We start from the raw sequence: 11,966 nt of genomic DNA, 5'->3' as shown, positions 1-11,966 counted from the left end.
GCCGTCATTGACCGCGCGGCAGGCGCGACGCATCTTCGCCGCAGACTCTGTAGGAGACGCGCGATGCCGGCCGACATGAAGCATGCCAAGGGACGGGTGACGCGGGCGATGGCGCGGACCGCGGCCGGCGCTGGCGCGCTCTTCCTGCTCGCCGCCTCGCTCGGCAGCGCCGAGGCCGCGAATTTCTTCGAGAAGAACTTCTGGCTGTCCGGCCCGAACTACAGCGGCAACGTGCCGGCCTGCGACACGCCCGGCGCGCTGTCGAAGATCCGGAGCGACTTCGCCACCACCGAATCGCGCTTCTGGAACTCCAAGCTCACCATCGACCGCATCGACGATGTGCGCGAGGTGGCGTTCCGCCCGTGGGGCGAGCAGTATATTCCCCGCCGCTACTGCCGCGCCGAAGTCGTTATCTCCGGCATCGAGGGCACACCGCATTTCGAGAGCGAGGGGGCCTATGGCAGCGGCGCCTATGACGGCCACATGACCGGCAAGGCGGCGGCTCAGCCGGTGGGCAAGGCCCATGGCAAGGCGCCCGGCCTGCCGCGCACCCACACCGTGTGGTACTCGATCATCGAGGATGGCGGCTTCCTCGGCGCCTCCTGGGGCGTGGATTTCTGCGTCGAAGGCTTCGACCGCTCCTGGACCTACGCCCCGAATTGTCGCATGGCCCGTCCGTGAGGCGGGCGCGGGCGGCGGGGCTTGCCCTCGCCGCGCTGCTTTTCGCGCCGCTCGCCGCCAGCGCCCAGACCAAGGGCGAACCCGGCCAGTTCGACCATTACGTTCTCGCCCTCTCCTGGTCGCCCTCCTATTGCGAAGCCATGGGCGCGCGCGCCGAGCCCGCGCAATGTGCGACCGCCCGGCCTTTCGCCTTCGTCATCCACGGGCTGTGGCCGCAATATAAGCGGGGCTGGCCGGAGAACTGCGTCGCCCCCGCCCCCTTCCTCCCGGAGCCGCTGCTGCGCTCCATGCTCGACGTGATGCCGAGCCGCCGGCTGGTGCTGCACCAGTGGCGCAAGCACGGCACCTGCGACGGCACCGATTCGGCGGCCTATTTCGCCACCGTCCGCCGCGCTTACGAGCGCGTGACAATTCCCGAGGCCTTCCGCCGGCTCGACGACTACCGCATGGTCTCCCCCGGCGAGGTTGAGGCCGCCCTCCGCGCCGCCAATCCGGGCCTGGAGCCAGACATGATCGCCGTCGCCTGCGACGGCCGTCGGCTGACCGAAGTGCGCATCTGCCTCAGCCGGACGCTGGAATTCGCCCCCTGCCCGGATGTCGACCGCCGCGCCTGCCGCGCGGAGCGGGTGGCGATGCCGCCGCAGCGCGAGGGCGAGGGCGCGCCACAGAGGACCGAATGAACTACCGCCACGCCTTCCATGCCGGCAATTTCGCCGATGTCGTCAAACATGTCGTGCTTGCGCGCATCCTTGCCTATCTCGGGCACAAGGATGCCGCCTATCGCGTCATCGACACCCATGCCGGCGCCGGCCTCTACGACCTCACCGGCGACGAGGCCCGCCGCACCGGCGAGTGGGAGGGCGGCATCGGCGCGGTCCTGCGCGCCCGCTTCACCCCGGCGGTGACCGAACTGCTCGCCCCCTGGCTCGACGCGGTGCGGGCGGTGAACCCGCCGGCGGCGGACGATGCCGCGCTGGCCGCCGCGCTCTCCCGCTATCCCGGCTCGCCGCTCATCGCCCAGGCGCTGACCCGTCCGCAGGACCGGCTGCTGTTGTGCGAGACCCAGCCCGGCGTGCGCGCGGCGCTGGAGGAATCGGTCGGCCGCGACGCCCGCGCCAAGGTGCTTGCCACCGATGGCTGGCAGGCGCTCAGCGCCTATGTGCCGCCCAAGGAACGGCGCGGCGTGGTGCTGGTCGATCCGCCCTTCGAGGAGCCGGGCGAGTTCCACCGCCTCGCCCAGGGACTCGCCGAGGCGCATCGGCGCTGGGCGGGCGGCATCTATCTCCTGTGGTACCCGATCAAGGATGTGCGCGCGGTCGACGCCTTCCGCCGCGAGATCGAGCGCGCCGGCATTCCGAAGACGCTGAACATCCAGTTCGACCTGCGCGCCGTGCGGCAGGCCGACACGATGACCGGCTGTGGCCTCATCGTGGTCAACCCGCCCTTCACCCTCGCCGAGGAACTGCGCAGCGTGCTCGGCGCCCTCGCCCCCGTGCTGGCAACGGACGGCGCCGGGCGCGTGCGCGTCGGCTGGCTGACGCCGGAGCGCGGATCCGGCGCCTTGTAGCCCGCCGCGTCATCATCCGGCATCGGTCTTGCTTCACCCTGGCCCGAACCGACGTAACCGGCGGATGGGCACGCCCGTCCGGGGGTAAGGAGCAGGCGCATGGCGACGATGGGCACCGTCAAATTCTTCAACACCGACAAGGGCTATGGCTTCATCCGGCCGGATGATGGGGGGCGCGACGTGTTCGTGCATGTCTCGGCCGTCACCCGTTCCGGCCTCGGAACGCTGATGGAAGGCCAGCGCGTGAGCTTCGAGATCGAGCCGGACAAGCGCGGCAAAGGGCCGAAGGCCATCGACCTGCAGCCGGCCGACTGATAAGCCTGCCGGCCGAAGCTGCGGCGCCGCCGCGGCCGGGCGCAGGCGTCACCGGGCATCCGGAACGGCGGCGGCTGGCCCCTCAGAAGGTGCCGAACCCGATGAAGCTTCGCTCCTCCCCGCTGTCTCCGTTCGGACGCAAGGTCAAGATCGGCGCCATTCTGTGCGACATCCATCTCGATGTCGTGCCGGCCGACACGACCGACCCCACCGATTCCCTGCGGGAGCAGAACCCGCTCGGCAAGATTCCGGTGCTGCTGCGCGAGGACGGGCCGGCGATCTACGATTCCCGCGTCATCGTCGAGTATCTCGACATGGTGGCGGGCGGCGGCGTGCTGATCCCCGTGAGCGGCGAGGACCGCATCACGGCCTTGACGATGCTCGCGCTCGGCGACGGCATTTCCGACGCCGCGCTGCTGCAGATCTATGAGAGCCGCTTCCGCGACCCCGACACCCACAGCGCCCGCTGGCTCGACCATCAGGCGGGCAAGGTGGCGCGCGGGCTGGCGGCGCTGGAAGCCGCGCCGCCACAGCCACTGCCGGTCAGCGGTGCTGCGCATATCGGCGAGGTCGCGGTCGCCTGCGCGCTCGGCTATCTCGACCTGCGCTTTGCCGGCGCCTGGCGCGCCGGCCATCCCGCGCTGGTGGCCTGGCTCGACGCCTTTGCCGCGCGTGTGCCCGCTTTCGAGGCAACGACGCCGCAAGCCTGATCTTTCACCCTGATCTTTCGGACCGCCACCCGGCCATGAAAAAGGCCCCGGATCGCCGATCCGGGGCCTTTCTCTTTGAGGCAGCGTCAGCCGCGCATCAGAACTTGTAGTTCACGCCCGCGCGGACGATGTTCGCGGTCAGCCCGGTCTTGTAGCCGATGCTGTCGTAATAGTCCTCGCCGAGATCCATGTAGAGATACTCGCCCTTGATCGTCCAGTTGTTGGTGAGGGCGTATTCCACGCCGCCACCGACCGTCCAGCCGGTCTGGGTCTTGTCCGTGGACAGGCCGAACAGGTTGTCGCGCACTTCGGTGTGGCCGTAAGCGAGACCGCCGGTCACGTAGGGGAGGATGTTGCCGAAGGCATAGCCGAGGCGGGCGCGGACGGTGCCGAAATAGTCCATCTTGGACTCATAGCCGGCATAGGTGTCCTTGATGTCGGAGCCCTGGAAGTCGGCCTCGACGCCCACCACGACATTGTTGGCGAACTGGTAGTTCACGCCGATCTGACCGCCGCCGAGGAAGCCCGACGGATCGAGATTGACGATGCCCGCGCCGCCTTCGCCCGAACCCCAGGCATAGCCGGCATTGGCGCCGAGATAGAAACCGGTCCAGGTGAAGGCCGGCTCGACGATCATCGGCGCCGCCTTGGTGGGATAGGGCTGCTGCCGCGCCAGATCGGCCGCGAAGGCGGGGGCGGCGGCGAGGAGGGCGGCCGCAGCGACGCCCGAGCAGAGGATCTTCTTCATGGCTATTCTCCGAAAGAGTCCTGAAACCAGGAAAGGCGTGCGCAATCCCTTGGGCTTGCGTCTCGGAGCATGAAGTAGAAGCGCAGATGGGCAGGCCAAGGGCTGGATTGGGGCAGCCTCGCCGCATTTCCGGCCCCCACCCTCCAAGTGAGAGGCCGGAAGGGGCAGAAAACCGTTCGCATGCAACGGTTTTCGCGCCCTTGGCGGCCATTCACAGAACCGTGAGCGGCGCAACAATTCCGCCATGATCGACTGACGATCCCAGAAAGGGTGTGTCGTGCATGTCACAAATTTAGGGCCTTTGCCGCCGCACGGCAGGGCGACGGCGCGGAATCGGGGCGCCCACGCGCCCCGCTGGGGCTCAGAAACGGTAATTGACGCCGGCGCGCAGCACATTCGCGCTCATGCCGACATCGCGCGGGCCGAAGAAGCTGGCATAGGTCTCGTCGCCGAGGTCGATATAGAGATACTCGCCCTTGACGCTCCAATTGCCACCCAGCGCATATTCGGCGCCGGCGCCGAGGGTCCAGCCGAGATGGTTGCGGTCGTTGGACAGGCCGAGCAGCTGGTAGCTGCCGCCGCCATAGGCGAAGCCGCCGGTGCCGTAGATCAGGAACTGGTCGAAGGCGTAGCCGATGCGGGCGCGCACCGTGCCGAAATAATCGAGCGTGAACACCGAGCTCGACACATCCGCATACTGGATGTCGGCCTCGACGCCGAACACCAGCGGCCCGGCGCCCTGCCAGTTATAGCCCGCCTGCAGGCCCCCGAGAAAACCGTCGACATCCGGCGAGGCGTCGGCCTCGCCCCAGCCATAGCCGGCATTGGCGCCGAGATAGAAACCGGTCCAGGTGAACACCGGCGCCGGCGCGTAGGAGGCCACCGGGGCGGGCGCGGGATAGGACATGTCCGCCGCCGCGGCAGGAACGGCCATCAGGGCTACAAGCCCGAGACCGGCACGGATGCTGTTGTTCATGGTCGTCTCCTGAAATCCTGGCTCAGCCGCCGGCGAGCCAACAACTCTCGCCTGCGCTGAAACAATTCCGAAGAGACGACAAAGATGCGGCTGAAATCTCGCGGAATTCTGGAAGACAATATTATGCTTAATAGACCGTATACTTCATGTATACGGAAGTACCTCCGCATGGTTCACGTCTTGGACCACCGGCCAAGATCCCGGCGCAGGCGCTCTATGGCCTCGCGACGCGTGGAACGGTAAGAATGCGCGCCTTTCGGGCACCGAAGTACCAAGGCGCGGCAGGAAAATACCTATCCGCACCCCGCGCCGTCATCCACTACCGCGACTCGCCCGTAATGTTGTTCGGGCGAGGCGTCGCCCTACCCTGCCCCGCCAACACCCCTGAGACCGCATGTCCTATTCCCCCGCCTCCGCCCCGGCTTCTCCCCGCCCCGTCGCCCTCGTCACCGGCGGCGCGGTGCGGATCGGCCGCGCCATCTCCCTGCGGCTTGCGCAAGAGGGCTATGACATCGCCCTGCATGTGCGCCGGCCCGGCCCGGCGGCCGAGGCCACGGCGGCGGAGATCGTGGGGCTGGGCGGGCGCGTGGTCGTCCTCCCCGCCGAACTGGCGGAGGCGGAGGCGGTGGACGCGCTCATTCCCGCCGCTGTTGCGGCTCTGGGAAAGCTCAGCCTGCTGGTCAACAACGCCTCGGAATTCCAGCCCGACACGCTGGAGACGCTCGACCTCGCGCGGTGGGAGCGGCACATGGCGGCAAATCTGCGCGCCCCGGTGCAGCTCGCCCGCGCCTTCGCCGCGCAATTGCCGGAGGGCGCGCGGGGCGGCGTGGTCAACATCATCGACCAGCGCGTGCTGAAGCCGACACCGGCCTATTTCTCCTACAGCGTTGCCAAGGAGGCGCTGTGGTCCGCCACCCGCATGATGGCGCAGGCGCTTGCGCCGCGCGTGCGGGTCAATGCCGTCGGCCCCGGCCCGACGCTGGCCAATGGCCGGCAAGACGACAGCGCCTTCGCCCGCCAGTCCGCCTCGGTGTTGCTGGGGCGCGGCCCGCAACCGGAGGAGATTGCCGACGCCGTCGCCTATCTCGCCCGTGCGGCCAGCGTCACCGGGCAGATGATCGCGGTGGATGGCGGCCAGCACCTCGCCTGGCGCACCCCCGACGTGGAAGAGGATTGAGACCGGGGCTCAGCGCTTGCGCGCGTCGCTCAGCGTGAACCAGCCGATGCTGGTCATGACCAGCACCGCGCCGGCGATTTCCGCCGGGCTGGCGCTCTCGCCGAGAAACAGCACCGCCAGCACCATGGTCGCCACCGGGCTCACCGTGCTGATCATGGAATTGGCCTGCGCCGAGATGCGCTTCAGCGCCGCGTTCATCAAGAAGGTGGGCAGCACCGTGGCGCCGATGGCCACCATCACCGCCAGCATGAGCCCGTGCGGCGACACCATCAGCGCGTCCACCGGCCGTACCAGCGCGAACTGGCCGATCGCCATCACCGAGGCCGCAATCATGGCGATGCAGGTGAACAGCGCCGAGCCGACCTTCTGCAGCAGCGAGCGGGCGCACAGCAGATAGAGCGCGAAGCTGATCGCCGCCAGCGTCACCAGCACCGCGCCCTTCACCACATCCGAGCCCATGACGCTGACATTCTGCAGGAAGATCAGCGCCAGCCCGCCATAGCACACGGCGAAGGCCAGCATCGCCTTGGGGCGGATCGGCTGGCCGAACAGCAGCGCGCCGAACAGCGCGACATAGATCGGGTAGGTGAAGAGGATCAGCCGGCTGAACGAGGCCGAGGCATATTGCAGCCCGGCGAAGTCGAGATAGCTCGCCAGCCAGTAGCCGAGCGCGCCCACCAGCATGGACTGCACCACCAGCTTTCCGCCCGGCAGAGGCTCGCCCATGCCGCGCAGGCGCAGCAGCGCCAGCGCGCCGATGACGAGATAAAAGGGCAGCGAGAATGCCATGCGCAGCGCCAGCAGCGTCTCCGGGTCGATGCCCTCGGCATAGGCGAGCTTGATGATGATGCCCTTGGACGCGAACAGGGTCGCCCCGGCGGCACCGAAGGCATAGCCGGCCCAAGGCAGCGGCGGGGTGGAGACGGCTTGGCTCGATGCGGACATGAAGCTCCCATAGGCGCTTTTTCCCGCCCACGCACCCTCCCCCGGCGCAGGACGGCCCGGCGCCCGACGCATGTTCCAGCCCTGTGCCGCAACGGAAACAGCGCGGGAAGACGCGCCGGGCCCTGCCGGCCTCGACCGCGAAAAGCCGTGCCCCCGGCGCGCCCGCCCCTGTCCTATTCGCGCCAGTGAACCGCCACGAAAGGCGCGTGCCGGCAATTCTGGTAGCTGCCCTGCATGACATGCTGCGGCTTCATCTTGCCGGCGAAGGAGACGATGCGCGCCCCAGCCGGGGGCATGGCCTCCCCCTTGGGGTTGTCGTGGTCGGCATAGGCGTTGCAGTCCTGGCGGAAATAAACCACCCGGCCCTCCTCGAAGAAGGGCATCTCGTCGAGGTTACGGTCGAGCCAGCGCTGGTCGGAGATATGCCCCGGAGCGCCGCGATGGTGCTGGCAGGTCGCCACCGCCATCGCCGGATCCGCCACCAGCCGGTCCCACACATGGGTAAGGGTCCCGATGCGGTGGCGAAGGATCGCCGCATGCCCGCGCGTATTGCCGCTCTGGTTTCGGCCGCGCACGATGAGGAAATCCTCCTCCGGACGATCGGCGAGAAAGTCCACATTGCCGATCAGCACCATGTCGATATCGGTCTGCACCACGAGTTCGCCGTTCAGCCCGAGATAGTTATCGCTGAACAGCAGCAGCTTGCGGCCATTGCCGAGGTCCCAGTCGCAGAAATCGTAGCTCGGCAGCGGGTGCACCTCGATATCCGGCCGCAGCCCTTCCGGATCGTCCGTGACGCAGTGGAAGACGTGCGGCACGGTGAGGTGCCGAAGGAACATCGCCCGCAGCCGGTTGACATCATCGGCGCTGTAAAGATCGCCCCATTTGAAGCAGTTCACGTGCAGAAACATACCCGCCCCCTGAGGCATCCGATCGGTCGTGTTCAGTCCAAGCCCGGCGCGGCCGTGCGCTTCTTGCCCAGCGCGTAGCGGATCTCCTCGTCATTGCGGCGCAGATGCTCGGTGACGAAGGCCCGCTCGGAGGCATCGAGCCGCTGGCCGCACAGCAGCCGGGCGATGATCTCCGGCTGGTAGAAGCGCAGCGCCGCCGAGAGCACGAAGGCTTCGTCCACCAGGTCGGGCGTGGTGCTGGGCGAGCAGATGTCGGCGATATTGTCGGACCCCAGCCGCACCGCGACCCCGCGGCTCAGCAGTTCGAGGATACGTGGCATGCAATTGCCGGTCGGGGCCTGCAGCGGGCGCAGCATCCGCATGCCCAGCGCCGCCGAGGGGCAGGCGATGAGACCGATGTTCAGTTCGGCCATGGCGTCGGCGAGGCGCCAGAACCGGGCGTCGTCATAGGTCGAGGGCGAGACCATATGCACCGCCCACACCATGGGCTCGCCCTCCGGCGATTGCGGCGCGCCATGGCGGCGGATCGTCTCGATCAGCCGCTCCGTGCCGCACTCGCCGGCCTCGAACCGCTGATCCGTATGGACGTGGAGCATCTTGCCGAGCTCTTGCGCCAGTTCCAGCACGCGCCGGCAGTGCTCGGTGAAACCGATATGGCTGGGATAATCGTCAATATCGTCCGCCTCCGGCAGGCAGCCGATGAAATCGGCCCGCCGCGCGCCCTCGGCGAAAATCTCCCAGCGGGCGGGGTCGGCATCGTCGAAACCGAAAGGGGTATAGGCCCCCAGCCGCAGATCGATCCGGTCCGCCCAGCGCACCTTGATCTCCTGCATCCAGCCGAGATCTTTGAGGCCGACGCGCGGATTGGGCGTGACATCGACCATGGTGTCGGCCCGGCGTGTGTCCACCGCGACCATCTCCGCCAGCGCGTCCTCCACACGGGCAAAGAAGTCGTCGCGATCAAAGGCCGGCCCGGCATGCAGGTCCGCGATCATCGCATGCTTGCGCTTCAGCGAGACGTGGAAGTCCTCCACCATGCGATGCCCCGTGCCGGGCAGGTACCGGTCATCGAAAGTGCCGGCTCGGTCGAGGTGCAAATGCGCGTTGAACATCCCGCCGCCGCGACGCACCCCCTGCCGCAGCTGTTCGTACCAGACCCTCGACACCTTACCTGCCCCCTATCTGCCGCCCCGACCCTGCGGTTCCAACGCCGGCACCTCATCGCGGCGGCGGCGGATCATCTCGACCAGATCGAAAATGTGCGGCTCGTGAAAGAACTGCCCATGCCCCCCCGACACCAGATCGATGGTGAAATCGCCGACGAAATGCGCGCGGAATTCGGCGGCGGGGTCTTCGTTCCAGAGATAAGGGTTGCGGCTGCTCTCGCGCCCGAAACTCAGGGCCACCCGCCCGCCATAGCGCTCCGGCACCATCTTCTCGTGCAGCACCAGCAGCGCGACCTCCCGTCCGGCGGCAACGACGTGGCGGGCGACGTGGAAGGCGATGGTCGCCGCCTGGCAGTTGCCGCCGATGAAGAGCGGCCCCTGCGCCACGGTCCGCATGATCTCGCCGGCATAATGGGCGGCCAGCCGGTCAATATTCTCCGGCGACTTGACCATCGCCTCGTGACCGGAACGCATACCGAACACCGGCTGATCGTCGCCGATATATCGCGCCAGTTGCTCAAACTCGGTCCCGTTCTGCAGGCACCAGAACAGAGGCCGCCTTTTTCCGCGCAGATTGAGCCCGACGATGAGGGCGCCCGGGAAGGGGCGCTCTCCTTTCCAGCTCGCCGTATAGGCATGCAGCCGGGCAAGAATCTCCGGGTCGAGGCCACTCTCCACCACAGGGGGCCCGTCACCGATGCCGTCGTCGCCCTCGATGGCCGCAGCAAAGGCCGCCACCGTTCCCAGCTTCATGAGCACCTCGGCGGAAAGCCGCCGGCCAAGGCGCTGTTCCAGATCGGCGAGCATCCGGACCGCGAGCAGCGAATGGCCGCCCAGATCCCTGAAATGCTCGTCGCGTCCGACGGGACGCTCCAGCCACATTATCTCGCGCCAGAGTTCCGCGATCGTCTCTTCGAGAGCGGATTGCGGCGCGAGGAACGGGCGTTGCCGGCGTGTCAGCGCGCTGTCGCGCAGCGCCTTAAGGTCCACCGCACCTTCCGGCGTGCGCGGCAGCGCGGCGAGCGAGGTGAGTTCGATCGCCGGCAGCAGCCCGCCGATCGCCTCGCCGAGCCATGCCTTCAGTTCGTCCGCCGAGGTTCGGTTGAACTCGTTCAACACGACCCAGGCCGACAGCGTGCCGTTGGCCTCATCCGCGAGCACGGCCGCATCGTCGACGCCGGGATGGCCGGTCAGCAGCGTCCTGAGCCGATCACAGGACACCTGAGGCGGGGCGAGTTCCGCAATCGGCAGGTGGGAGTCATCGCCCGCGACGGCGGCGAGCACCTCGCCAAGCAGGTCGCCGAAGGCCAGAGCCCCGGTGCGGCCCATGACATCGCCGCGATAGCTGATCTGGCAGGACAACGCGGTGCCATCGGCCTCGAACTGGAGAGCGAGGGCAAAATCCGCGCTCTCCCGCTCCACCGGCACAAGCGCAACCGGCCTGTCGTTGATCCGCAGCGCGCCCTGACGGCGCTCCTGCCACGCCGCCATGACATGGTTGATCGGGGTGCGCGCCAGCCCGGGCGCCGCCATCATCTCGGCACCGGACAGGAAACGATGACCGTTGGCGGCAAAAAGGCCGCGTGCCAGCTCCGCCACGATGTCCGAGGCCGTGGCGGCCGGCGGCAGCGGCACGGAGAGGGGGACGAGGCGGCTGAGATAGCCGATCACCTCCGCCGCTTCCGGCTGATCGCGATTGGCCAGCGGGGTGCACAACAGGACGCGGTTCTGACCGGTCACGCGGTGCAGCGCCAGTGCCGCCCCGGTCAGCGCCAGCGCACCGACCGGCTGGCGGATGTCCCCCGCCCGCGCCCGCAGCGCCTCGGCAAGATCGGGCGCGAAGGTGATGCGCACGGAGCCGTCGGCCTCGGGCGGGCCGGCCAGACCCGGCAAGGAAGCGGGAGGATGGGGCTCCGGGAAGCGTTCGCCCCACCACACGCGCGAGTGCTGCCCGCGCGGGCCTTCGGCCATCTGGCGTTCCCAGGCCGCGATATCCGCGCACTGGACACGCGGCGGCGACGCGGCCGGCGGAGGCGCAAGAGCGATGGTCGGCATCGCCAGCAGTTCCGACAGTTCGGAGAGGAACACGTCGCGCGAGAAGCCGTCGAAGATGAGATGGTGAAAGACGAAGAGGAGGACGGTGCGCGCCGGGCCGAGCGTGAACACGCAATAGCGCCAGAGCGGCCCGCGCTCCAGATCGAACGGCCGCGCCGTGGCACGACGAAGCGCCTGCGCCACCTCAGCCGGCAGGCCCTCGCCCCCGCGCGTCGCCGTCGCCGCAAAGGCCACGGACTCCTCAATGGTGATCCGCGCCATGCGCGGCCGCAGGACGGGCCCCGCAGCCTCGGCGGGAAAGCAGAACCGCAGCGCTTCGTGCCGGTCATGAAGCGCGTTCACCGCATTGTAGAGGGCGTTGGGGTTCAAGGCGCCCGCCAGGTCGATCGCGACCGGGACGTGATAGACACCGTCTGCGGCGCGGGCGCGCGCGAGCGCAAGCAATGCCTCCTGCGCGAAGGTCAAGGCGCGCGGCGCCTCAGCAGGCCGACGCGTTACGCCGGCCGAGGCCGGAATTTCGGCCGCCCCGGAAGGGGCAAGCAGCGCGATGAGCGCCTCTCGCTCGGCCTTGAGCCGTGTGCGCAGCGTGTCGTCAAGCCGGTCGGCCGGCGCACTGCAGCACAGCCGCCCGTCTTCGACCCACAGGCGAATGCCGCTCTCGCCCAGTTCTTCGAGCAGGCGCAACGCACCCGTTGCTCCGCGGCCCGACGACTCC

The 11,966-nt window shown here is 68.4% G+C and carries 12 protein-coding genes; 6 read left to right on the top strand and 6 right to left on the bottom strand.

Translation table 11 applies throughout. The features are described 5' to 3' along the window. The first annotated feature begins 63 nt into the window (after positions 1 to 63). The 5 genes from K9D25_RS12815 to K9D25_RS12795 all read left to right on the top strand — a co-directional run bounded on the left by K9D25_RS12815 (position 64) and on the right by K9D25_RS12795 (position 3,273). Entirely contained in the window at positions 64 to 681 is a 618-nt protein-coding gene (locus tag K9D25_RS12815; RefSeq protein ID WP_244375716.1) for a hypothetical protein, read from the top strand. Continuing rightward, on the top strand, positions 678 to 1,361 hold the full coding sequence (locus K9D25_RS12810; protein WP_244375715.1) for a ribonuclease T2: 684 nt from the start codon (positions 678 to 680) through the stop codon (positions 1,359 to 1,361). The genes K9D25_RS12815 and K9D25_RS12810 overlap by 4 nt, the downstream gene beginning before the upstream one ends. Further along, the gene (locus K9D25_RS12805) at positions 1,358 to 2,248 is read left to right on the top strand and encodes a 23S rRNA (adenine(2030)-N(6))-methyltransferase RlmJ (protein WP_244375713.1); all 891 of its coding nucleotides are present in this window, start codon (positions 1,358 to 1,360) and stop codon (positions 2,246 to 2,248) included. The genes K9D25_RS12810 and K9D25_RS12805 overlap by 4 nt, the downstream gene beginning before the upstream one ends. 99 nt (positions 2,249 to 2,347) lie before the next feature. Beyond that, the gene (locus K9D25_RS12800) at positions 2,348 to 2,563 is read left to right on the top strand and encodes a cold-shock protein (RefSeq protein ID WP_091436046.1); all 216 of its coding nucleotides are present in this window, start codon (positions 2,348 to 2,350) and stop codon (positions 2,561 to 2,563) included. Positions 2,564 to 2,664: 101 nt separating this feature from the next. After that, a complete protein-coding gene (locus K9D25_RS12795; RefSeq protein WP_244375711.1) occupies positions 2,665 to 3,273 on the top strand; it encodes a glutathione S-transferase family protein in 609 nt (202 codons plus the stop codon). 97 nt (positions 3,274 to 3,370) lie between these two features. Here the strand turns inward: K9D25_RS12795 and K9D25_RS12790 are convergent, their stop codons facing one another. Both K9D25_RS12790 and K9D25_RS12785 read right to left on the bottom strand, forming a co-directional pair. Then, positions 3,371 to 4,021 carry an outer membrane protein gene (locus K9D25_RS12790; RefSeq protein WP_244375709.1) on the bottom strand — a complete coding sequence of 217 codons (651 nt, stop codon included), beginning with the start codon at positions 4,019 to 4,021 and terminating at the stop codon, positions 3,371 to 3,373. 361 nt (positions 4,022 to 4,382) lie between these two features. Further along, on the bottom strand, positions 4,383 to 4,997 hold the full coding sequence (locus K9D25_RS12785) for an outer membrane protein (protein WP_244375707.1): 615 nt from the start codon (positions 4,995 to 4,997) through the stop codon (positions 4,383 to 4,385). 394 nt (positions 4,998 to 5,391) lie between these two features. Here K9D25_RS12785 and K9D25_RS12780 point away from each other — a divergent pair, with 394 nt between their 5' ends. Beyond that, entirely contained in the window at positions 5,392 to 6,174 is a 783-nt protein-coding gene (locus tag K9D25_RS12780; protein ID WP_244375705.1) for an SDR family oxidoreductase, read from the top strand. Positions 6,175 to 6,183: 9 nt separating this feature from the next. Here the strand turns inward: K9D25_RS12780 and K9D25_RS12775 are convergent, their stop codons facing one another. From K9D25_RS12775 to K9D25_RS12760, 4 genes are all read right to left on the bottom strand, one after another. Next, on the bottom strand, positions 6,184 to 7,119 hold the full coding sequence (locus K9D25_RS12775; RefSeq protein ID WP_244375703.1) for a DMT family transporter: 936 nt from the start codon (positions 7,117 to 7,119) through the stop codon (positions 6,184 to 6,186). A 173-nt stretch (positions 7,120 to 7,292) separates the two neighbouring features. Next, positions 7,293 to 8,030 carry a hypothetical protein gene (locus K9D25_RS12770; protein ID WP_244375701.1) on the bottom strand — a complete coding sequence of 246 codons (738 nt, stop codon included), beginning with the start codon at positions 8,028 to 8,030 and terminating at the stop codon, positions 7,293 to 7,295. Positions 8,031 to 8,062: 32 nt separating this feature from the next. Beyond that, complete coding sequence (locus K9D25_RS12765) at positions 8,063 to 9,196, bottom strand: hypothetical protein (protein WP_244375699.1); 1,134 nt, start codon at positions 9,194 to 9,196, stop codon at positions 8,063 to 8,065. A 12-nt stretch (positions 9,197 to 9,208) separates the two neighbouring features. After that, positions 9,209 to 11,935: a condensation domain-containing protein gene (locus K9D25_RS12760; RefSeq protein WP_244375697.1), complete on the bottom strand. Its 2,727-nt coding sequence runs from the start codon at positions 11,933 to 11,935 to the stop codon at positions 9,209 to 9,211. Between the last annotated feature and the right edge of the window lie 31 nt (positions 11,936 to 11,966).

The sequence above is a fragment of the Ancylobacter polymorphus genome (assembly GCF_022836935.1).
Taxonomy (GTDB): Bacteria; Pseudomonadota; Alphaproteobacteria; order Rhizobiales; family Xanthobacteraceae; genus Ancylobacter; species Ancylobacter polymorphus_A.
The sequence above is the reverse complement of the archived record's forward strand: the minus strand, read 5'-3'. Positions and strand labels throughout refer to the sequence as shown.

What these genes read in the sequence shown, in the direction of transcription:
- K9D25_RS12815 (WP_244375716.1), top strand. Translation starts at nt 64, where the DNA reads ATGCCGGCCGACATGAAGCATGCCAAGGGACGGGTGACGCGGGCGATG.
- K9D25_RS12805 (WP_244375713.1), top strand. Translation starts at nt 1,358, where the DNA reads ATGAACTACCGCCACGCCTTCCATGCCGGCAATTTCGCCGATGTCGTC.
- K9D25_RS12800 (WP_091436046.1), top strand. Translation starts at nt 2,348, where the DNA reads ATGGCGACGATGGGCACCGTCAAATTCTTCAACACCGACAAGGGCTAT.
- K9D25_RS12795 (WP_244375711.1), top strand. Translation starts at nt 2,665, where the DNA reads ATGAAGCTTCGCTCCTCCCCGCTGTCTCCGTTCGGACGCAAGGTCAAG.
- K9D25_RS12790 (WP_244375709.1), bottom strand. Translation starts at nt 4,021, where the DNA reads ATGAAGAAGATCCTCTGCTCGGGCGTCGCTGCGGCCGCCCTCCTCGCC.
- K9D25_RS12785 (WP_244375707.1), bottom strand. Translation starts at nt 4,997, where the DNA reads ATGAACAACAGCATCCGTGCCGGTCTCGGGCTTGTAGCCCTGATGGCC.
- K9D25_RS12780 (WP_244375705.1), top strand. Translation starts at nt 5,392, where the DNA reads ATGTCCTATTCCCCCGCCTCCGCCCCGGCTTCTCCCCGCCCCGTCGCC.
- K9D25_RS12775 (WP_244375703.1), bottom strand. Translation starts at nt 7,119, where the DNA reads ATGTCCGCATCGAGCCAAGCCGTCTCCACCCCGCCGCTGCCTTGGGCC.
- K9D25_RS12770 (WP_244375701.1), bottom strand. Translation starts at nt 8,030, where the DNA reads ATGTTTCTGCACGTGAACTGCTTCAAATGGGGCGATCTTTACAGCGCC.